Below are 21,381 nucleotides of genomic sequence, written 5' to 3' on the forward strand. Positions count from 1 at the left end.
GGAGCCACGCGTGTCCGATACGGAAGCCCTGCTCGGCGAAGTGCGCGCCGAGGGGGACGAGGTGGACGGCCTGGTGGCCGGGCTCGACGACCCGGGCTGGCGGACCCCGACCCCCGCACCCGGCTGGACCGTTGCCCACCAGATCGCCCATCTCGCCTGGACCGACGAACGCGCCGCACAGGCCGCGCTCGACCCGGAGGGCTTCGCGGCGGAGGTGCGCAAGGCACGGGCGGCACCGGGCGGGTTCGTGGACGAGGGCGCCGAGCAGGGGGCCGCGCTGCCGCCCGCGGAACTGCTGCGGCGCTGGCGGGAAGGGCGTGAGCGGCTGTGCCGGACGCTCGCCGAGGCACCACCGGGCGCCCGGCTGCCCTGGTACGGACCGCCGATGAGCGTGAAGTCGATGGCCACCGGACGGCTGATGGAGACCTGGGCGCACGGCCAGGACATCGCCGACGCCCTCGGCGTGACGCGCGTCCCCACCGCCCGGCTGCGACATGTGGCCCGGATCGGGGTGCGAGCGCGCGGCTACGCGTACGCGGCGCGCGGTATCGAGCCGCCCGCCGAGGAGTTCCGGGTCGAACTCACCGCCCCCGGCGGCGAGGTGTGGACCTTCGGTCCCGAGGACGCGGCCCAGCGGGTGACCGGGGACGCCCTCGGCTTCTGTCTACTGGTCACCCAGCGCGCCCACCGCGCCGATGTGGCCGTGACCGCGCACGGCCCGGACGCCGACCGCTGGCTGGACATCGCCCAGGCGTTCGCCGGACCGCCCGGAAAGGGCCGCCTCCCGGGCGGGGGTGCAGCGTGACCGCCGCACCCGCCCCGCTCCGCATCGGCAACGCCTCCGGCTTCTACGGCGACCGCTTCGACGCCGTCCACGAGATGCTCACCGGCGGCCCGCTGGACGTCCTCACCGGCGACTACCTCGCCGAGCTGACCATGCTCATCCTCGGCCGCGACCGGATGAAGGACCCCGGCCGCGGCTATGCCACCACCTTTCTGCGGCAGTTGGAGAACACCCTCGGCCTCGCCGTCCAGCGCGGCGTACGGCTGGTCACCAACGCGGGCGGACTCAACCCGGCCGGACTCGCCGACGCCATCCGCGCCCTCGCCGACAAGCTGGGCATCGCCGTCCGCGTCGGCCATGTCGAGGGCGACGATCTGCTCACCACCCGCGACTGGGGCCCCGGCGTGCTCACCGCCAACGCCTATCTCGGCGGCGCCGGGATCGTCGCCTGCCTCCAGGGCGGCGCGGACGTGGTCGTCACCGGACGCGTCACCGACGCCGCCCTCGTCACCGGGCCCGCCGCCGCCCACTTCGGCTGGGCCGCCGACGACTGGGACGCGCTGGCCGGAGCCGTGGTCGCCGGGCACATCCTGGAGTGCGGCACCCAGGCGACCGGCGGCAACTACGCCTTCTTCACCGACCACGACATCCGCCGCCCCGGCTTCCCGCTCGCCGAGATCGCCGCCGACGGCTCCTGCGTGATCACCAAACACCCCGGCACCGGCGGCGCCGTCACCACCGGCACCGTCACCGCCCAGCTCCTCTACGAGACCGCGGGCGCCCGCTACCCCGGCCCCGATGTCACCGCCCGCCTCGACTCCGTCCGGCTCAGCCCCGACGGCCCCGACCGGGTGCGGGTCCACGGTGTACGCGGCGAGGCGCCGCCCCCGACCCTCAAGACCGGGCTGACCCGGCTCGGCGGCCACCGCAACGAGATGGTGTTCGTCCTCACCGGCCTCGACATCGAGGCCAAGGCCGCGCTCGTCCAGAGCCAGATGGAAGCCGCGCTCGCCCGCCGCCGCCCCGCCGAACTGCGCTGGACCCTGGCCCGTACCGACCACCCGGACGCCGCCGTACAGGAAGAGGGCAGCGCCCTGCTGCGGCTTGTCGTCCGCGACCAGGACCCCGACACCGTCGGCCGCGCGGTCAGCTCGGCCGCCGTCGAACTGGCCCTCGCCAGCTACCCGGGCTTCCATGTCACCGCACCGCCCGGGAAAGCCTCCCCCTACGGCGTGTTCGAGGCGGCCGCGATCCCCGCCGACGCCGTGACCCACACCGCCGTCCTCCCCGACGGCACCCGCACCACCATCCCCCCGGCCCCCGGCAGCCAACTCCTCGCACCCGTCGACGAACCACCCCTGCCGCCCCCGCTCCCGCCGGGCCCGACCCGGCGCGCCCCGCTCGGCCTCGTCGCCGGGGCCCGCAGCGGCGACAAGGGCGGCAGCGCCAACATCGGCGTCTGGGCCAGCACCGAGGACGCCTGGCGCTGGCTGGCCCACACCCTCACCGCCGACCGGCTGCGCGCCCTGCTCCCGGAGACGGCCGAGCTGCCCGTCACCCGCCACGCCCTGCCCCACCTCCACGCCCTGAACTTCACCGTGGACGGTCTGCTCGGCGAAGGCGTCGCCGCCCAGGCCCGTTTCGACCCGCAGGCCAAAGCCGTCGGCGAATGGCTGCGCTCACGCCACCTGGACATACCGGAGGTAATTCTGTGACCGTGCTCGCGTCCGCGCTCGACCCCGGCGGCGCCGACTACACGGCCCACCGCGAGGCGATGCTCGCCAAACTCGGTGAACTCGATGCCGAGCACGCCAAGGCGCTCGCCGGAGGCGGCGAGAAATACCTCGCCCGCCACCGCAAGCGCGGCAAACTCCTCGCCCGCGAGCGCATCGAAATGCTCCTCGACCCCGACACCCCCTTCCTCGAGCTCTCCCCGCTCGCCGCCTGGGGCAGCGACTACCCCGTCGGGGCCTCCCTGGTGACCGGCATCGGGGTGATCTCCGGTGTGGAGTGCGTGATCAGCGCCAACGACCCCACCGTGCGCGGCGGCGCCAGCAACCCCTGGACCCTCAAGAAGTCCCTGCGTGCCCACGAGATCGCCCACCTCAACCGGCTCCCCGTCGTCAGCCTCGTCGAGTCCGGCGGCGCCGATCTCCCCAGCCAGAAGGAGATCTTCATCCCCGGCGGCGCGCTCTTCCGTGACCTCACCCGGCTCTCCGCCGCCGGAATCCCCACCGTCTCCGTGGTCTTCGGCAACTCCACCGCCGGAGGCGCGTACATCCCCGGCATGTCCGACCACGTCATCATGGTCAAGGAGCGCTCCAAGGTGTTCCTCGGCGGTCCGCCCCTGGTCAAGATGGCCACCGGCGAGGAGAGCGACGACGAGTCCCTCGGCGGCGCCGAGATGCACGCCCGCACCTCAGGACTGGCCGACTACTTCGCCACCGACGAGCCCGACGCGCTGCGCCAGGCCCGCCGCGTCGTCGCCCGCCTCAACTGGCGCAAGGCCCACCCCGACCCGGGACCCGCCGCACCGCCGAAGTACGACCCCGACGAACTCCTCGGCATCGTCCCCGGCGACCTCAAGATCCCCTTCGATCCCCGCGAGGTCATCGCCCGCATCGTCGACGGCTCCGACTTCGACGAGTTCAAGCCCCGCTACGGCACCAGCCTCGCCACCGGCTGGGCCACCCTGCACGGCTACCCCCTCGGCATCCTCGCCAACGCCCAGGGCGTGCTGTTCAGCGAGGAGTCCCAGAAGGCCGCCCAGTTCATCCAGCTCGCCAACCAGCGCGACATCCCGCTGCTCTTCCTGCACAACACCACCGGCTACATGGTCGGCCGCGAATACGAGCAGGGCGGGATCATCAAACACGGCGCCATGATGATCAACGCGGTCTCCAACTCCCGCGTCCCCCACCTGTCCGTCCTCATCGGCGCCTCCTACGGCGCCGGCCACTACGGCATGTGCGGCCGCGCCTACGACCCCCGCTTCCTCTTCGCCTGGCCCAGCGCCAAATCCGCCGTCATGGGGCCGCAGCAGCTCGCGGGCGTCCTGTCCATCGTCGCCCGCCAGTCCGCCGCCGCCAAGGGGCAGCCCTACGACGAAGAGGCCGACGCCGGGCTGCGCGCCATGGTCGAGCAGCAGATCGAGTCCGAGTCCCTGCCCATGTTCCTCTCCGGGCGGCTCTACGACGACGGCGTCATCGACCCCCGTGACACCCGCACCGTGCTCGGCCTCTGCCTGTCCGCCATCCACACCGCACCGGTCGAAGGCGCACGCGGCTTCGGCGTCTTCCGGATGTGAGGAAAATGATCCGCTCTCTCCTGGTCGCCAACCGCGGCGAAATCGCCCGCCGTATCTTCCGCACCTGCCGAGAACTCGGCATCGTCACCGTCGCCGTGTACTCCGACGCCGACGCCAACGCCCCCCATGTCCACGAGGCCGATGCCGCCGTACGGCTGCCGGGCGACGCCCCCGCCGACACGTATCTGCGCGGCGACCTCATCGTCAAAGCCGCCCTCGCCGCCGGTGCCGACGCCGTCCACCCCGGCTACGGCTTCCTCTCCGAACACGCCGACTTCGCCCGCGCGGTGGCGGACGCCGGACTGGTCTGGGTCGGGCCACCGCCCGCCGCGATGGAGGCCATGGCGTCCAAGACCCGCGCCAAACAGCTGATGCACGAGGCGGGTGTCCCCCTTCTCGCCCCCGCCGACCCCGACCGCGTCACCGCCGCCGACCTCCCCCTGCTGGTCAAGGCGGCGGCGGGCGGCGGCGGACGCGGTATGCGGGTGGTGCGCGACCTCGACGCGCTCCCCGCCGAACTCGAGTCCGCGCGGGCGGAGGCGGCTTCCGCCTTCGGGGACGGCGAGGTCTTCCTCGAGCCCTATATGGAAGGCGCCCGCCATGTCGAGGTCCAGGTCCTCGCCGACACCCACGGCACGGTGTGGACCCTCGGCACCCGCGACTGCTCCCTTCAGCGCCGCCACCAGAAGGTCATCGAGGAGGCCCCGGCGCCGGGCCTGAGCGACGCGCTGCGCACCGTACTGCACGAGTCGGCGGCGAACGCGGCACGCAGCATCGGGTACGAGGGCGCGGGCACGGTGGAGTTCCTGGTCTCAGGGGAGCGCGCGTACTTCCTGGAGATGAACACCCGGCTCCAGGTGGAGCACCCGGTGACGGAGGAGGTGTACGGCCTGGACCTGGTGGCGCTGCAACTGCGCGTCGCGGAGGGCGAACGCCTGGGCGAGGCGCCGCCGGAGGCGCGGGGGCACGCGGTCGAGGCCCGGCTGTACGCGGAGGATCCGGGGCGGGGGTGGCAGCCGCAGACGGGTGCGATGCATCGGTTCGGCTTGGTGGGGGGTGCGCCGGGGGGCGGGGGCGGGTCCGGTTCCGGGGCCTCCGGGGCGGCGCCCTGGACCGTATATTTTTGGCGCCGGCCCTCCGAGAAGTTGGGTGGGCCCGAAATTGGCGCCACAAATACACGACAGCGTCCAGGACACCACCCCTGCGACCCCGGCCCCTCCCGTCTCGTCGGCGGCTCTCCGCCGGGACTGCGTATCGACTCCGGGATCGTGGACGGCGACGAGATCGGCGTCCACTACGACCCGATGCTGGCCAAGGTCATCGCCTGGGCGCCCACCCGTGCGGAGGCGCTGCGGCGTCTGGCGCACGAGTTGGAGCGTGCCTCCATCCATGGCCCGGTGACCAACCGGGAGCTGCTCGTACGGGCCCTGCGCCACCCGGAGTTCATCGCGGGGCGGATGGATACCGGTTTCCTGGAGCGGCATCTCGACGAGCTCACCGAAGCGGATGACGCGTCGGCCCCGCTCGCTGCCTTGGTGGCGGCAGTAGCCGATGCGACCGACCAACCCCCATCCATCGCCGGGCGACTGGGCGGATGGCGCAATGTCCCCTCCCAGCCGCAGATCAAGACCTACCGCGGCGAGCCGGACGGTACCGAGCACGAGGTCCGCTACCGGCTCACCCGCGACGGTCTGGTGGCCGACCACTTCCCGGACCTCCGGCTCGTGCGGGCCGATCCGCACCGGGTGGTCCTCGAAGTCGACGGCATCCGGCGGACGTTCGACGTTGCGGTCTACGGCGACCGCGTCCATGTCGACTCGCCCCTCGGATCTTTCGCCTTCACCGCCCTGCCCCGCTTCCCCGACCCCACCGCCCGTACCGAACCGGGCTCACTGCTGGCGCCCATGCCGGGCACGGTGGTCCGGGTCGCCGAAGTGGCCGTGGGTGATCGGGTCGAGGCCGGACAGCCGTTGTTGTGGCTGGAGGCCATGAAGATGGAGCACCGCATCACCGCACCCGCCGCCGGAGTACTCACCGCGCTGCATGTGGCCACCGGCCGTCAGGTCGAGGTCGGCGCCCTGCTCGCGGTGGTGGCGGAGGACGAGCGCACGTAAGGGGCCGGGGTCGCAGGGGTGGTGTCCTGGACACTTTCGGATATTTGTGGCGCCAATCCGGGGCTCACCGGACTTCTCCGGGCACCGGCGCCGTAAATATCCGGTCCAGGACGCCGCGCCGGAGACCCAAGGACCCGCCCCGTGACAACGCACCGCAACCACACGGCAGCAACCACGAGGAGCCGCACATGACCATCAACCACACCCCCACCGACACCCCCGAACGCGCCGATCTCCGCGCCGCCGTCGCCGCCCTCGGCCAGAGCCACAGCGGCGACATCGACGAGCTGTGGAAGGAGGCCGGGAAGCTGGGGTATCTCGGGGTCAACCTCCCCGAGGAGTACGGCGGCGGAGGCGGCGGCATAGCCGAACTGTCCATCGTGCTGGAGGAGTTGGGCGCGGCGGGCTGCCCGCTGCTCCTGCTCGTCGTCTCGCCCGCCATCTGTGGCACGGTCATCGCCCGCTTCGGCACCGAGGAGCAGAAGCGCCGCTGGCTGCCCGGTCTGGCCGACGGCAGCGTACGGATGGCGTTCGGGATCACCGAGCCCGACGCGGGGTCGAACTCGCACCGGATCACCACCACCGCCCGCCGCGACGGCGACGACTGGGTGCTCACCGGCCGCAAGGTGTTCATCACGGGGGTGGACACCGCCGACGCCACCCTCATCGTGGGCAGGACCGAGGACGCGCGGACCGGGAAGCTCAAGCCGTGTCTGTTCATCGTCCCTCGCGAGACCCCCGGTTTCGCGTACCACCACATCCCGATGGAACTGGCCGCGGACGAGCGGCAGTTCGAGCTGGTGCTGGATGACGTACGGCTGCCCGCGGACGCGCTGGTGGGCGACGAGGACGCGGGGCTGCTCCAGCTGTTCGCGGGGCTGAACCCGGAGCGGATCATGACGGCGGCGTTCGCGCTGGGAATGGGCCGCTTCGCGCTGGCGAAGGCGGTGGACTACGCCCGTACCCGTCAGGTGTGGAAGGAGCCGATCGGCGCGCACCAGGCCATCGCGCATCCGCTGGCGCAGGCCCATATCGAGCTGGAGCTCGCGCGGCTGATGACGGCGAAGGCGGCGTATCTGTACGACAGCGGTGATGACGCGGGCGCGGGGGAGGCGGCGAACATGGCGAAGTACGCGGCCGCCGAGGCTGCGGTGAAGGCGGTGGACCAGTCGGTGCACACGCTGGGCGGCAACGGGCTGAGCACGGAGTACGGGCTGGCGCGGCTGATCACGGCGTCGCGGGTGGCGAGGATCGCGCCGGTGAGCCGGGAGATGATCCTCAACTTCGTCTCGCACCAGACGCTGGGACTGCCGAAGTCGTACTGATGACGTACAACACGCGCAGCCGGGACGAGAGTTGGGCAGGACCCACGGGAAGGTAATCGGATTCGAGGGGAACGCCATGGTGTTGCACAGCGACTATCCCGATCTCCCGCCCGTCGATCTGCCCATTCACGAGGCCGTACTGGCCCGTGCGGCGGATGAGTTCGGTGAGCGGACCGCGCTGCTGGACGGGGTGACGGGGGCGAGCATGAGCTATGCCGAGCTCGATCACGCTTCACGGAGGATCGCCGCCGCGCTGGCCGAGACCGGAGTGGGCAAGGGCGACATGGTGGCGCTGCACAGTCCCAACTCGATCATGTACCCGGCGGCGTTCTACGGCGTGACGCGCACCGGCGCGGCCGTCACCACGGTGCATACGCTGGCGACGGCGGAGGATTTCGCCAAGCAGCTGAGGGACGCGGAGGCACGGTGGATCATCACCGTGTCGCCGCTGCTCGGGGTGGCCCGCCAGGCGGCGGAGCGGGCCGGTGGGGTGCGCGAGATCTTTGTGTGCGACGAGGCGAGCGGGCACCGTTCGCTGCGCGAGATGCTCGCGTGCACGGCGCCGGAGCCGGTGGTGGAGATCGACCCGGTGGAGGACGTGGCGGTGCTGCCGTACTCGTCGGGGACGACGGGCACCCCGAAGGGGGTGATGCTGACCCACCGGAACGTGGCGACCAATCTGGCGCAGGTGGAGAAGTTGGTGCCGACGCTGCCGGACGAACGGGTGCTGGCGGTGATGCCGTTCTTCCACAGCTATGGACTGACGGCGCTGATGAACGCGCCGCTGCGCAAGGGCAGCACGGTGATCGTGCTGCCGCGGTTCGATCTGGAGCAGTTCCTCACCGCGATCGAGAAGCACCGGGCGCAGGCGCTGTACGTGGCGCCGCCGATCGTGCTGGCGCTGGCGAAGCATCCGGCGGTGGAGGGCCGCGATCTGTCGTCGGTGCGGTTCGTGCTGAGCGCGGCGGCGCCGCTGGACGCGCGGCTGGCGCAGGCGTGCGCCGAGCGGTTAGGGGTGCCGCCGCTGCTCCAGGCGTTCGGGATGACGGAGCTGTCCCCGGGTTCGCATCTGGTGCCCCGGGGCGCGGAGAACGTCCCGCCGGGGACGGTGGGCAGGCTGCTGCCGAGCACTCGGATGCGCATCGTGGACCCGGAGTCGGGACGGGATGTGGCGGTGGGGGTGGACGGGGAGATCCTCATCCAGGGCCCACAAGCGATGAAGGGCTATCTGGGCAGGCCCGAGGAGACTCACGCGATGATCGACGCGGAGGGCTGGCTACGCACCGGGGACGTCGGACATGTGGATGCCGATGGCTGGCTGTATGTGGTGGACCGGGTCAAGGAGCTGATCAAGTACAAGGGTTACCAGGTCGCGCCCGCCGATCTGGAGGCCGTACTGCTCACCCACGACGACGTCGCCGACGCGGCCGTCATCGGGGTGGCCGACGACGCGGGCAATGAGCTGCCCAAGGCGTATGTGGTGCGGGTGCCCGGAGCCCGCGTCTCGGGCGACGACCTCATCCGTTACGTTGCCGAACAGGTGGCCCCGTACAAGAAGGTGCGCAGCGTGGAGTTCACGGACGCCGTGCCGCGTTCCGCCACCGGCAAGATCCTCAGGCGCGAGCTGCGCGCCAGGGAAAGGAGTTCGACCGCGACATGACCGACGCGCCTCCGCCGCTGGTACGGCGTACCGACGCCCGCGGCATCACCACGCTGACCCTCGACTCCCCGCACAACCGCAACGCGCTCTCGGCCCGGCTGGTGGCCGAGCTGCACGAGGCGCTGGCGGCGGCCGGACGGGACGGGGACACCCGGGCCGTGCTGCTCACCCACACCGGCAATACGTTCTGCGCGGGCGCGGACCTGAAGGAGCCGCCGGCCACCACCGGCGCGCTCGGCCTGGTGGCGCTGCTGCGGTCGATCGTGGAGCTGCCCAAGCCGGTGGTGGCCCGGGTCGCGGGGCATGTGCGGGCCGGGGGGCTCGGGCTGCTGGGGGCGTGCGACATCTCGGCGGCGGGTACGGGGTCCAGCTTCGCCTTCACGGAGGCGCGGCTGGGCCTGGCCCCGGCGGTGATCTCGCTGCCGCTGCTGCCCCGGGTGGACGCCCGCGCGGCGTCCCGCTACTACCTGACCGGGGAGAAGTTCGACGCGGCCGAGGCGGCCCGGATCGGGCTGGTGACGCTGGCGGACCCGGACGGCGACCCGGACGCGCTGCTCGCGCCGGTGCTGGAGGGCCTGCGCCGGGGCTCCCCGCAGGGCCTCGCGGAGTCCAAGCGGCTGGTGACGGCGGAGGTGCTGCGGACGTTCGACCGGGACGCCGAGTCGCTGGCGGAGCTGTCGGCACGGCTGTTCGGGTCGGCGGAGGCGCGGGAGGGGATGACGGCGTTCCTGGAGCGCCGGGATCCGGCGTGGGTGCCGGGTGCGGCGGACGAGGCCGGGGCCGGTACGGCGGGCGCCGGTGCGGCGGAGGCCGGTGCGGCGGAGGCCGGTGCGGCGGAGGCCGGGCGGTGACGCGGGCGACCGGCCCCCGTACCGTGCTGCGCGACCCCAAGCAGGACCGCAGTCGCGCCACCCGGCAGCGGCTGCTGGAAGCCGCGGTGGCCTGTCTCGCCGAGTACGGCTGGGCCGGGTCCACGGTGTCGGTGGTGGCCGAGCGGGCCGGGGTCTCCCGGGGCGCGGCCCAGCACCACTTCCCGACCCGGGAGGACCTGTTCACGGCCGCGGTGGAGCATGTCGCCGAGGAGCGCTCGGCCGAGCTGCGGGCCCTCCCCACTCCGCGGGGGGAGGGCCGTAACCGGGCGGTGGTGCGGGCGATCGTCGGCCTCTACACCGGCCCGCTGTTCCGGGCCGCCCTCCAGCTGTGGGTGGCGGCCGCCAACGAGGAGCAGCTCGGCACCCGGGTGACCGCGCTGGAGGCGCGGCTCGGCCGGGAGACGCACCGCATGGCGGTGGAGCTGCTGGGCGCCGACGAGTCCGTGCCGGGGGTACGGGAGACCGTGCAGGGCCTGCTGGACATGGCCCGCGGTCTGGGCCTGGCCAATCTGCTCAGAGACGACGGCGCGCGCCGGGAGCGGGTCGTCGCCCAGTGGGCGGACATCCTGGACAGGGTGCTGAGCGGGCAGGACAGGGCCTAGCGCGAGATGTCCCCGTAGCCCTCGATGTCGTGCGGGCTGCGGGCGCCCGGTCCGGTGTAGCGCGCGGAGGGCCGGACCAGCCGTCCGGTCCGCTTCTGCTCCAGGATGTGCGCGCTCCACCCGGCGGTGCGGGCGCAGGTGAACATCGACGTGAACATCTGCGCCGGGACCTCGGCGAAGTCCAGCACGATGGCCGCCCAGAACTCCACGTTGGTGGCGAGCACCCGGTCCGGGCGGCGGTTGTGCAGCTCGTCCAGGGCGGCTCGCTCCAGGGCCTCGGCGATCTCGAACCGCGGTGCGCCCAGCTCCTTGGCGGTGCGCCGCAGCACTCGTGCCCGCGGGTCCTCGGCGCGGTAGACGCGGTGGCCGAAGCCCATCAGCCGCTCGCCCCGGTCCAGGGCCTGGCGGACGTACGCCCCGGCGTCCCCGGTGCGCTCGATCTCCTCGATCATGCCCAGCACCCGGGAGGGTGCCCCGCCGTGCAGCGGGCCGGACATGGCGCCGACCGCGCCGGAGAGCGCGGCGGCGACATCGGCTCCGGTGGAGGCGATGACCCGGGCGGTGAAGGTGGAGGCGTTCATGCCGTGCTCGGCCGCGGAGGTCCAGTAGGCGTCGACGGCGGCGACGTGCTTGGGGTCGGGCTCACCGCGCCAGCGCCGCATGAACCGCTCGACGATGGTCTCCGCCTTGTCGATCTCGCGCTGCGGCACCATCGGCCGCCCCTGGCCGCGGGCCGACTGCGCCACGTACGACAGGGCCATCACGGCGGCGCGCGCGAGGTCCTCGCGGGCCTGCTCCTCGTCGATGTCCAGCAGCGGTTTCAGACCCCAGACCGGCGCGAGCATGGCCAGCGCGGACTGGACGTCGACCCGGACGTCCCCGGAGTGCACGGGAATGGGGAAGGGCTCCGCGGCGGGCAGGCCGGGGTTGAACGCGCCGTCGACCAGCAGACCCCACACGTTGCCGAAGGACACATGGCCCACGAGGTCCTCGATGTCGACGCCTCGGTAACGGAGCGCGCCGCCCTCCCTGTCGGGTTCGGCGATCTCCGTCTCGAACGCGACGACTCCCTCGAGTCCGGGTACGAAATCGGACATCAGGCGGCTCCTCGTGATGTGGTCGGCGCCGGCGCCGGGACGGTTCCACGGCCGCGTCGACGCGGCTCGCGGTCCGTACCTGCTATCCGGTGGTGTGCCCCGTGCGGCTGGTGGTCACCCAGCCATGCCCGAAGAGGTGTGGTACCACACTCTGACAGGCGCATGGTCAGCCACAGTCTGATGGCTTCGCTACCCATGGGGAAGCGTGAGAAGCGGCACACCCTCCGTCCCTCGGAGAGAGGGTTATCGGCCCCCGCGATGGGGGAGAGTGCTCGCGACGATGAGCGCCCGCGATGGGCTCGCGATGGGCCCGCGGTGGTGGGGGAAGCCATAGCTCTTTCGGGGTAACCCCTGCGGCGGACCGGTGATGTTGCAAGATATGCGCGTGCCTCACGTTGACCCGGAGCCGTCAGTTTCCGCCGCGTCCGCTGCGTCTGCCCGTTCGTCCGCGTCTGCCCGTACGTACGACCCGGCCGCCATGCGCGAGCACTACCGCGCCGAGGGCCTCGCCGAGGCCGATCTCGCGGGCGATCCGTACGAGCAGTTCACCCGCTGGTTCGAACAGGCCGTGGCAAGCGGGCTCTTCGAGCCCAACGCGATGGTCGTCGCCACCGCGGACGCGACCGGCCGTCCCAGCTCCCGCACGGTGCTGATGAAGAGCTTCGACGAGCGCGGCTTCGTCTTCTACACCAACTACGGCTCGCGCAAGGGCCGCGAGCTGACCGAGAACCCGCAGGTCTCGCTGCTCTTCCCCTGGCATCCGATCGCCCGGCAGGTGATCGTCCTGGGCACCGTCCAGCGCACCGGGCGGGACGAGACGGCGGCTTACTTCCGGACCCGTCCGCACGGTTCACAGCTGGGGGCGTGGGCCAGCGCCCAGTCCTCGGTGGTCGGCTCCCGCGCCGAGCTGGACCGCTCCTACGCGGAGCTGGCGGACCGCTATCCGCCGGGTGAGCAGGTGCCGGTGCCGCCGGAGTGGGGCGGCTTCCGGGTGGTGCCGGAGACGGTGGAGTTCTGGCAGGGGCGCGAGAACCGGCTGCACGACCGGCTGCGGTATGTGTGGGTGCCGTCGGCCGAGGGGCCCTCGGCGGAGGGCGGGCGCTGGGATGTGGAGCGGCTGAGCCCCTGAGGGGCTGGCTCCAGGGGCGCGGGGCTGTGTCGATGTGCGGCTCCGCCGCGTGGGCGCGACCAGCCACGACGTAGCCGCAGACGCATGACGGCCCCTCGCGGCACGTCTCGCGGAGCGCAGACGCAGACGACCCGCGGGTCGTCTTCCCGTGCGGTATGGCACCGGAAGGCCGGTCGGACGTACCGGCGACCCGCGGGTCGGGTGACTGCTTGGGATTGGGCCGGCTGCGCACATGACTCGTGCGCCAGTCCGGCGATGCGCAGGGCGCGACGACGGACCGCTAGTCCGCAGCCACCTCACGCGTCCGGATTTCATACATCTGCCGAACCACCTCCCTTCTCGTGTACTCCACACCCTAAAAACCCTCCCGTGCCACACACAAGCGAATTTCTGGGAGGCAACGATTTGGTGGATTGTGGTGTGGCGCGCGTCACGTTCGAGTTCAATATCCCGACGTGCATCACCACAGCCAGCCACGTCCAGCAGGGGGTGTCCGGTGACCGCTTCACCACGATCCGAACCTGCGCGTCCAGCCCGTTCCGCGCGTTCCGCGCGGTCCGTGCCCGCGCAGTCCACGGCCCCCGGGCCCGCCCCCGACCGGCCCGACCGGGAGGACCGGGACGACCGGGAGGACTCCGATCTGCTCGCCGCGCTGCTCGACGGCATGGACGCGGCGCTGTGCGCGTTCGACGCCGACGGCATCGTGACCCACTGGAACCGGGAGGCCGAACGCGTCCTCGGCTGGACGGCGGCCGAGGCCGTCGGCCGCAAGGGGCTCGCGGGGTGGGCGGCCCGCGAGGCGGACGCGGACGAGGTTCAGCGGCGGCTGATGGCGGTGCTGGACACCGGGGCGCGCCAGGTCCATGAATTCGCACTGGTGACGAAGGACGGCGGCCGGGTCCTGGTCCGTACCCAGGCCTCGCCGGTGTCCGGCGAGGACGGTCGTTTCAGCGGGGTGTACTGCGCCTTCAGCGAGGTCCACTCGCAGATCGACCTGGAACGGTCGATCGCGCTGAGCGAGGCGCTGCTCGAGGACGCCTCGTGGAACGTGGTCCTCGTCGATGCCGACCTGCGGGTGGCCGTGGTGAACGGCAGCGCGGCGCGTGCCCTGCGCACCGGGCGCAAGGCCGTGCTCGGCCGTCCGCTGGGGGACCTTCTCGACCAGGGTGTGGAGGAGGTCGAGAGCGCCCTCCAGCACGTCCTGGCCGAGGGCGCCCCGCCCGCGCCCACCGAGCTGTGGGTGACGCTGCACGAGGCGGACGAGGACCTGGAGATGGCGGATGCCATCCGCTACGAGGACATCGAGGACCTCGAGGAGGGCGAGGCCGTGGTGCGGGCGGTCGGCCCGGGGGCTCCCGGGGGCGCCTCGCTGCGGCGCTGCTGGCGCAGTGGCTTCATGCGGTTGGCCTCGCCGCTCACCGAGGAGCCGGTGCCGCTCGGGGTGGCCTGGATCTTCCAGGACGTGACGGACGTGAAGGCGCACGAGCAGGAGAGCGCCCGGATGCGCTTCCGGAGCAGCCAGCTGCACCGGGCGGCGCGGGCCGCGGCCGAGTGCGAGGACCCGATGGAGGCGGCCACGGTCCACCTGGACTTCGCGCTGGCGGGGTTCGCGGACCATGCGCTGATCGATCTGGTCCGGATGCCCTCGGAAGGTGACGGCGTTCGGCTGGTGCGGGTCGTCGCGACGCCGTGCGACAGCCCGGGGCCGTGTCCGCCGACCGTCCCGGGCGGGATCCCGGTGGCGTACCCGGAGGGGCATCCGGCGCTCCAGGCGGTGGCGCGGTGCGGCGCGGTACGGACCAGTGCGTCCCGGACGGACGAGGTGGCGCTGGCGCATTGGACGGCGACCCGCAAATGGCCGGACGGGACCGTGCACGGGCTCTGCGTGGTGCTGCGCAGCCGCGGCCGCACGCTGGGGGTGGCCACGTTTCTGCGCGGGCCGACGCGGCGGGCGTTCGACCGTACGGATGCGGTGTACGCGGAGGATGTGGCGGCGCGGGTGGCTGTGGCGATGGACCTCGCTGGGTGGGTGGGCGGCTGCTGAGGGTGTGGGTGCGGGTGCGCCCGGGGTGCGTGGCGGGTGCGGGGCCGGGGCCTCCGGGGTGGGGCGTGGACCGTCTGTTCAGGCGCCGGTGCCCTCGGCCGTGATGCCGCCCCCAGATTGGCGCCACAAATACGCCCCTGGCCTTCGGCATGGGGGACCCCGAGTGTCCAGGCCCCCACCCCTGCGACCCCGTCCCCTCCCGTTTCGTCGGCGGCTGCCCGTCCGGTGGGCGGGGTTCCCGCCATCCGTGTTTCGTCGGCGGCTGCCCGTCAGCGGTGGTAGAAGATGCGGTCCGCGTAGTCGGTCATCACGTGCTTGTTCCACTCGTGGCCGCCGTCCACGTTGCCTGATCTGAGCATCGGCGGTTCCTTGCCGCTCTTCGCCAGTTCCTCGACCGCTGTCGCGATCACCGCCTGCATCAGGGCGCTCGTCACCACCGTGGAGGCCGGAGCGAAGGGGGCGCCGACTCCGTCCGACGTCAGTTCGGCGTCACCGACGGCGATCTTGTTGTCGAGGACCAGGTCGCAGTGGTCCTTCAGGAAGTCGCCCGACGGATTGCGGGGCGCCGTGCCGGTCGCGTAGGTGACCGAGGTCACCCCGATCACGGTGATTCCCTGTGCGCGGGCGGTTCTCGCCAGTTCGACGGGCAGGACGTTGCGGCCCGAGAGCGAGATGACGATGAGCAGGTCCCCGGTGCGGAGCGGGCTCTGCTCCAGGACGGTGGAGGCCAGCCCCTCGATCCGCTCCAGCGCGCTGCCGAGGGTCGCCGGCATGACGTCCACGCCGACCAGACCGGGGGCCGGGAGCAGATTCATCAGCGCCAGGCCGCCCGCGCGGTAGACGACGTCCTGGGCGGGGAGCGAGGAGTGTCCGGCGCCGAAGACGAAGAGGCGGCCGCCTTCGACGACGGTGTCGGCGATCAGCCGGCCCGCGGCGGTGATCTGTTCGGATTCCTCGTTCTGTACGCGTCGCAGCAGGCCGATGGCGGCGTCGAAGAAGCGTCCGGCCGCTTCGGAGTCCGTGGTTTGGATCATGACGCTGTCAATAGCAGTCCCCTCCGTCGGGATGGAAGGGGTCGACTCGGCCCCGTTGTCGGTGGGATGCGTCAGAATTGGCTCAGGGCCACCGCACGACACATCTAGGGGCACGCATGTCCGGACTCATCGACACCACGGAGATGTATCTCCGCACCATCCTCGAGCTCGAGGAGGAGGGCGTGGTCCCCATGCGCGCCCGGATCGCCGAGCGGCTCGATCAGAGCGGCCCCACGGTCAGCCAGACAGTGGCGCGGATGGAGCGCGACGGTCTGGTGACGGTCGCGGGCGACCGGCATCTGGAGCTCACCGACGAGGGGCGTCGGCTGGCCACCCGGGTGATGCGCAAGCACCGGCTCGCGGAGTGCCTGCTCGTGGATGTGATCGGGCTGGAGTGGGAGCAGGTCCATGCCGAGGCGTGCCGCTGGGAGCATGTGATGAGCGAGGCGGTGGAGCGGCGGGTGCTGGAGCTGCTGCGCCATCCGACCGAGTCGCCGTACGGCAATCCGATCCCGGGTCTGGAGGAGCTGGGCGAGAAGGCCGAGGCCGATCCGTTCCTGGACGACAGCATGGTGAGCCTGCGCGAGCTGGAGCCCGGCACCGAGGGCAAGACGGTGGTGGTGCGCCGGATCGGCGAGCCCATTCAGACGGACGCCCAGCTGATGTACACGCTGCGGCGGGCCGGGGTGCAGCCGGGTTCGGTGGTGAGTGTCACCGAGTCGCCGGGTGGTGTGCTGGTCGGCAGCGGTGGCGAGGCGGCGGAGCTGGAGTCGGAGATCGCCTCCCACGTCTTCGTGGCCAAGCGCTGACACTTTTGCCCCTTTTCTGAGTTCGTCCGCCGCCACCTGCGGCGACGGATATTCCCGACACCGGAGTTGAGGGAACCCCGAGCGGGCCGCGCCGCCGCGTGCGACGCTGACGCATATGCGTGCGCATGCTCGCGCGCCGAGGCGTTTCTGGGGTCAGGGGAGGGGGCTCCAATGGACCCGACGGGCAGTGGGGCCGGGCGGGTATTCCTGAGCGAGGGCCCCGGCGCCGAGAGGTGCCGGGGCCCCGCTTCCCCATGTCCCCCCGCCGGGCCCCGGGCCGCGCGGACCGCGCGAACGCGGCCGGTGCGACCCGGAGCCGTGGTGACCCGGAGCCCCGAGCTCCCAGGGTCGTCCCCCGCGGACTCCCTTCCCCGAGCAGTCCGCCTCCCGCTAGCTGTCTCCCCTCGGCGGAGACGACCAATCCTTGAGCATGGTCACTCGAACGAGGGGTGTTGCACGGCGACACCCTCACATTCGAATAAGGGTTCGATACTGTGGGCTTGCTCGAGAGAGGGATGGAGGTGCCAGCACACATGGTGCGCCGCATCGACGTAAGCGGGGCCGACGGCGTCCGGCTCGCTGCCTGGGAGTTCACCGATCCGCCGAAGACTCGCGGCCGGGCGGGAGCGTGCGGGCCGGGAGTGCTGCTCCTCCATGGGCTGATGGGCCGCGCCGCCCATTGGGCGGAGACCGCCCGCTGGCTCTCCACCCGCCATCGGCCCGTCGCCCTGGATCAGCGCGGCCACGGCCGCAGTGAGAAGCCTCCTGAGGGGCCGTTCGACCGCGGCGCCTATGTGGAGGACGCGGTGGCCGCCGTCGAGCAGCTCGGTCTGGCGCCGGTCACCCTTGTCGGACATGCGATGGGCGCCCTGACGGCCTGGCAGCTCGCGGCGCATCGCCCCGATCTGGTCCGGGCCCTGGTCATCTGCGATATGCGGGCCTCGGCACTGGGCGCGGCGTCGCAGCGGGAGTGGACGGAGTGGTTCAGGTCATGGCCGGTGCCGTTCGCGACGCTGGCCGATGTGCGGAAGTGGTTCGGCGAGGACGATCCGGCGCTGGAGCGGCCGAGTCCATCGCGGGGCGAGTTCTTCGCCGAGGTCATGGCCGAGCGGTCGGACGGCTGGCGGCCGGTCTTCTCCCGGCGGCAGATGCTGAGGGCCCGTGAGACCTGGGTCCATGACGCCCATTGGGAAGATCTGGCGCTGGTGGAGTGCCCCACGCTGGTGGTCCGGGGGCTGGATGGCGAGCTGGGCCGGGCCGAGGCCCAGGAGATGGTGCGGGTGCTGCCCCGCGGGCAGTATGCGGAGGTGGTGGACGCGGGCCATCTGGTCCACTACGACCAGCCGGACGGCTGGCGCCGGGTGGTGGAGCCCTTCCTGGCCGCGGCGCTTCCGGTCTGAGGGGCGGGAGCGCACGGGGCGCTCCCGCCGGGGTCAGTCGTCGATGAGCGCCTGGAGCTCTGGTGAGAGCTCCGGGATCACCGAGCCCGCCGCCTGGGCCGTCATCAGCGCCTGGACATAGGCGCGGGCCTGGTCGCGCAGCGCGTCCTTGCGCCTGCCCTGGGCGGCGCCGATCGTCCAGACCCAGACCGCCAGCGCCGTGCAGGCGCCGAGGGCCAGCACGCCGGGCAGGAGGGAGTCGAGTTCGGTGGCCGCCCACAGCAGACCGCCGCCGCCCGCGAAGAGCAGCAGCCAGCCGGTCTCGTCATGCCAGCCGCCCTGGTCCGCGATGCGCTCGTACTCGGCGACCGCGCCCGGCTTTTCGGGCACCCGCTGTCCGTTCGCCGGCTGTGCGGGCGCCGGAGTTCCCGGGGTGGGGCCGGTTTCGTAGCGGGGCAGCGGGGCCCTCGCCCGGCCGCCGTTCCGGTCCTTGCCGATCAGCCAGTCCGGCACCCGTGCCACCGGTACGCCGTAGGCCGTGGCGGCGGCCAGCACCTGGCGGTAGCCGGTCAGCCGGGGGTGGCGCAGCTGCCGCATATGGGCGCGGTAGGTGGAGACCACCAGACAGACGCCGACCACCACCAGCAGCACCGCCGCGCCCAGCGAGATCGCGTCCTTGGCCGACCGCCCCGAGTACGGGTCCGACGCCACCACATAGGTGGGCGACTGCTGTACGAAGAGCGGCCAGCAGAACCCCACGAGCAGGGCGAGGATGCCGGTTACGCCCCTGCCCCGGCCGGTGCGGGCGAGCAGCCGCTTGTGCTCGGTGAACATGGCGCGGACGGCGTCGTCGTCGAAGTAGTCCATCCCGTGCCGGGCGCCGATCCGCCGTGCCGCGCGCTCCAGTCGGGGGTCGGAGACAAGACCGTTCCGGGTGATCGGCAGCAGCCCCCGCGGCTGGTCCGTCATGAGAACTTCCAGGTGAACGGGTCGCCGCCGATTTCGGTCCAGGTCACCCTGATGGACTTCGGGTGCTCGGGCACGAGGAAGGTGTTGCAGAAGGTGTAGCTCTGGCCGTCCTTCCAGTTCTTGACGTCGTCCGCGTCCGCGCAGCCCTTCGGCTCCTTGACGCCGCCGATGACCTTCGTCCCGCGCTGCCCGCCCACGAGCACATCGGCGTAGTCACCGACCCGCGGGAATTCCGGGACGACGTCACCGGTGATGTGGGTGTAGGTCACGTACACCACCGCGGGCACCTTGCCCTTGGCGTCCGCGGGCTTCGAGACCAGCGCCTTGGCGTCGGCATTGGTGCCGATGGCGACCTTCTGGGCGGCGATCCGGTAGAACGGCTTCACGCCGGTGTCCTCCCGGAACGCCCGGGAGGCCGACTGCCCCGGCTTGAGCAGCTTGCTCGCGGTCGAACGGCTCTTCTTGGCCCCGCTCTTGTGTCCGCTGCTGAAGTGCGAGGAGCTGGACTTGTGCTTCTTGGACTTGGACGAGCTGCTCTTTTTGCCATGAGATCCACAGCCGGTCAGCGCCAGTGCCAGGATGGCCGCGGGCGCACCGATGCGCAGCAAAGTCACCTTGTTGAACGACAAGTCGATCTCCCCATACGAGTAACTTTCGCCATCACGCCCCCTTTTCGGATCTCCCGTGGCGTGATCGCGTAGGGAGATCTTAGGGGGTGTCCATGACAGCCCGCTCCTCGGCCATTTAACTGATCGTTAAGGTCGCCGGTGTCCGAACCGGGTGGATTCCCCAATGGCTTGGGGCGTTGGCCCGACGTTATTCGTCATGCCCTGTGTGCGTATCGGGCCTGCTGTGGCGTCGGTGGCCGCCGCGCGGTTGGGTCCTGGGCCGGTCGGCTATGTGGCGGGCAGCGCGGGCAGCGGCTCCACCGAGCGGGCCAACCGGGCGGCGCTGGACCGGTATCGGATCGTGCCGCGGATGCTCCGGGACACCAGTCGGCGGGATCTGTCGGTGGAGCTGCTGGGTACGCGGCTGGCCGCGCCTCTCGCCCTCGCGCCCATCGGGGGGTTGTCGATCACGCACCCGGACGCGGAGTCCGCCGCGGCCCGCGCGGTGGCCGCGCAGGGGGTGGGCGTTTGTGCTGTCCTCGGCGTCCAGTACGCCGATGGAGCAGGTCGCCGAGGCGATGGGGGACGGGGAGCGGTGGACTGGCCAAACCGGTGCACGAGGACCTGGACGCGGCGGTGCTGCACTTTGTGCGGATGTTCGGCGATCCGGGGAAGACTTGGGAGGATCTGGCGTTTCTGCGGGAGCACTGGGACGGGCCGATCGTGCTCAAGGGGATCCTGCACCCCGATGACGCCCGCCGCGCGGAGGCCGCGGGGATGGACGGGGCGGTCGTCTCCAACCACGACGGCCGTCAGGTGGCGGGGTCGATCGGGGCCGCCGAGGCGCACCCGGGAGTGGTGGACGCGGTCGGTGACCGGCTGACGGTGCTCTTCGACGGCGGGATCCGCACCGGGGACGACGTGTTCAAGGCGCTGGCGCTCGGCGCCCGCGCGGTGCTGCTGGGGCGGCCCTACGCATACGGGCTGGGGCTGGACGGACAGGCGGGCGTGCAGCATGTCATCCGGTGCGTACTGGGGGAGTTCGAGCTGACGATGGCGCTGTCCGGCCATACGGATGCCGCCAGGCTGACTCGTGACGCCCTCGCCTGACATTCCCTCATATTCATCCACCCCTCTTCCGTTATTCAACTTCTCCGGAATCGCCCGCTTTTACCGCTGCGGGGGAGCGCGATTGGCTGGTGCTACGCTCGTCGGAGCGCAATGAATTAACTGATCACGGGGGGAGATTGCGTGAAGATCAAGCGTAAAGCCTCGATGGTCGCACTCTCGGCAGTGCTGATGTTGGGGGGTTCGGTGGCGCTGGCGCCCACGGCGTCGGCCGTAGGGCCGTCTGCCTGCCGGTTCAATTCACCGAATGTCAATTTGAAGGTCGACACCAGCGGCGCCCGATTCCGTACCGGCCCTGGTCAGCGTTACCGTGCGATAGGGACCCTTTACCGAGGGGATTCATTCCGGTACTACTGCCGCACCCGGGGTTTCGAGAACAGCTGGTCCTACGGAAAGATCTTGAAGCGGACCACCTCGGGAATCCGGGCCGGGGCCTGGGGCTGGGTCTACAGCAAGTACCTCGACTAGCCCTGGCCCCGGTCCCGACCGGCAGTGACGTTTCACCAGTTGAGGCGGTGCC

General features: G+C 71.7%; 17 protein-coding genes and 1 pseudogene. 14 read left to right on the forward strand and 4 right to left on the reverse strand.

The genetic code is table 11. The annotated features are described in order from the left end of the window. The first annotated feature begins 10 nt into the window (after positions 1 to 10). From AC4BEG_RS19495 to AC4BEG_RS19530, 8 genes are all read left to right on the forward strand, one after another. Positions 11 to 805, forward strand: a complete 795-nt coding sequence (locus AC4BEG_RS19495; protein WP_490701027.1) for a TIGR03084 family metal-binding protein — start codon at positions 11 to 13, stop codon at positions 803 to 805. Beyond that, entirely contained in the window at positions 802 to 2,499 is a 1,698-nt protein-coding gene (locus AC4BEG_RS19500) for an acyclic terpene utilization AtuA family protein (protein WP_490701028.1), read from the forward strand. Before AC4BEG_RS19495 ends, AC4BEG_RS19500 begins: the two co-directional genes overlap by 4 nt. Next, the gene (locus AC4BEG_RS19505; protein ID WP_490701029.1) at positions 2,496 to 4,091 is read left to right on the forward strand and encodes an acyl-CoA carboxylase subunit beta; all 1,596 of its coding nucleotides are present in this window, start codon (positions 2,496 to 2,498) and stop codon (positions 4,089 to 4,091) included. The genes AC4BEG_RS19500 and AC4BEG_RS19505 overlap by 4 nt, the downstream gene beginning before the upstream one ends. Positions 4,092 to 4,096: 5 nt before the next feature. After that, a complete protein-coding gene (locus tag AC4BEG_RS19510) occupies positions 4,097 to 6,205 on the forward strand; it encodes an acetyl/propionyl/methylcrotonyl-CoA carboxylase subunit alpha (protein WP_490701030.1) in 2,109 nt (702 codons plus the stop codon). Positions 6,206 to 6,393: 188 nt separating this feature from the next. Continuing rightward, the gene (locus AC4BEG_RS19515) at positions 6,394 to 7,530 is read left to right on the forward strand and encodes an acyl-CoA dehydrogenase family protein (protein ID WP_490701031.1); all 1,137 of its coding nucleotides are present in this window, start codon (positions 6,394 to 6,396) and stop codon (positions 7,528 to 7,530) included. 76 nt (positions 7,531 to 7,606) lie between these two features. Continuing rightward, complete coding sequence (locus AC4BEG_RS19520) at positions 7,607 to 9,190, forward strand: AMP-binding protein (protein ID WP_490701032.1); 1,584 nt, start codon at positions 7,607 to 7,609, stop codon at positions 9,188 to 9,190. Next, positions 9,187 to 10,041 carry an enoyl-CoA hydratase family protein gene (locus tag AC4BEG_RS19525; RefSeq protein ID WP_490701033.1) on the forward strand — a complete coding sequence of 285 codons (855 nt, stop codon included), beginning with the start codon at positions 9,187 to 9,189 and terminating at the stop codon, positions 10,039 to 10,041. Before AC4BEG_RS19520 ends, AC4BEG_RS19525 begins: the two co-directional genes overlap by 4 nt. Then, the gene (locus AC4BEG_RS19530) at positions 10,038 to 10,664 is read left to right on the forward strand and encodes a TetR/AcrR family transcriptional regulator (protein ID WP_490701034.1); all 627 of its coding nucleotides are present in this window, start codon (positions 10,038 to 10,040) and stop codon (positions 10,662 to 10,664) included. The genes AC4BEG_RS19525 and AC4BEG_RS19530 overlap by 4 nt, the downstream gene beginning before the upstream one ends. Here the strand turns inward: AC4BEG_RS19530 and AC4BEG_RS19535 are convergent. Then, complete coding sequence (locus AC4BEG_RS19535) at positions 10,661 to 11,761, reverse strand: citrate synthase 2 (RefSeq protein WP_490701035.1); 1,101 nt, start codon at positions 11,759 to 11,761, stop codon at positions 10,661 to 10,663. The two genes, AC4BEG_RS19530 and AC4BEG_RS19535, sit on opposite strands and share 4 nt — an antisense overlap. A gap of 478 nt (positions 11,762 to 12,239) precedes the next feature. Here AC4BEG_RS19535 and pdxH point away from each other — a divergent pair, with 478 nt between their 5' ends. Continuing rightward, entirely contained in the window at positions 12,240 to 12,890 is a 651-nt protein-coding gene (gene pdxH / locus AC4BEG_RS19540; RefSeq protein ID WP_490701036.1) for a pyridoxamine 5'-phosphate oxidase, read from the forward strand. Positions 12,891 to 13,449: 559 nt separating this feature from the next. Next, the gene (locus AC4BEG_RS19545) at positions 13,450 to 14,934 is read left to right on the forward strand and encodes a PAS domain-containing protein (RefSeq protein ID WP_490701037.1); all 1,485 of its coding nucleotides are present in this window, start codon (positions 13,450 to 13,452) and stop codon (positions 14,932 to 14,934) included. A 269-nt stretch (positions 14,935 to 15,203) separates the two neighbouring features. Here AC4BEG_RS19545 and AC4BEG_RS19550 read toward each other — a convergent pair whose 3' ends face one another. Beyond that, a complete protein-coding gene (locus AC4BEG_RS19550; RefSeq protein ID WP_490701038.1) occupies positions 15,204 to 15,968 on the reverse strand; it encodes an SIS domain-containing protein in 765 nt (254 codons plus the stop codon). Positions 15,969 to 16,084: 116 nt separating this feature from the next. Between AC4BEG_RS19550 and AC4BEG_RS19555 the strand changes: the two genes are divergently transcribed. Both AC4BEG_RS19555 and AC4BEG_RS19560 read left to right on the forward strand, forming a co-directional pair. Further along, complete coding sequence (locus AC4BEG_RS19555; protein ID WP_490701039.1) at positions 16,085 to 16,777, forward strand: iron-dependent transcriptional repressor DtxR; 693 nt, start codon at positions 16,085 to 16,087, stop codon at positions 16,775 to 16,777. 533 nt (positions 16,778 to 17,310) lie between these two features. Then, entirely contained in the window at positions 17,311 to 18,177 is an 867-nt protein-coding gene (locus tag AC4BEG_RS19560) for an alpha/beta fold hydrolase (RefSeq protein ID WP_490701040.1), read from the forward strand. A 33-nt stretch (positions 18,178 to 18,210) separates the two neighbouring features. On the opposite strand, the gene AC4BEG_RS19565 is transcribed toward AC4BEG_RS19560, so the two are convergent. Together AC4BEG_RS19565 and AC4BEG_RS19570 are read right to left on the reverse strand one after the other, a co-directional pair. Then, complete coding sequence (locus AC4BEG_RS19565; protein WP_490701041.1) at positions 18,211 to 19,125, reverse strand: hypothetical protein; 915 nt, start codon at positions 19,123 to 19,125, stop codon at positions 18,211 to 18,213. Then, on the reverse strand, positions 19,122 to 19,754 hold the full coding sequence (locus AC4BEG_RS19570) for a hypothetical protein (RefSeq protein ID WP_490701042.1): 633 nt from the start codon (positions 19,752 to 19,754) through the stop codon (positions 19,122 to 19,124). Before AC4BEG_RS19570 ends, AC4BEG_RS19565 begins: the two co-directional genes overlap by 4 nt. Positions 19,755 to 19,998: 244 nt before the next feature. On the opposite strand from AC4BEG_RS19570, the pseudogene AC4BEG_RS19575 reads away from it, so the two are divergent. Next, positions 19,999 to 20,843 (forward strand): annotated as a pseudogene (locus AC4BEG_RS19575) (alpha-hydroxy-acid oxidizing protein); the annotation flags it as partial. A 141-nt stretch (positions 20,844 to 20,984) separates the two neighbouring features. Beyond that, the gene (locus AC4BEG_RS19580; RefSeq protein WP_490701043.1) at positions 20,985 to 21,329 is read left to right on the forward strand and encodes an SH3 domain-containing protein; all 345 of its coding nucleotides are present in this window, start codon (positions 20,985 to 20,987) and stop codon (positions 21,327 to 21,329) included. The last annotated feature ends 52 nt before the right edge of the window (positions 21,330 to 21,381 follow it).

Source organism: Streptomyces sp. JLBJ103 (genome assembly GCF_058215575.1).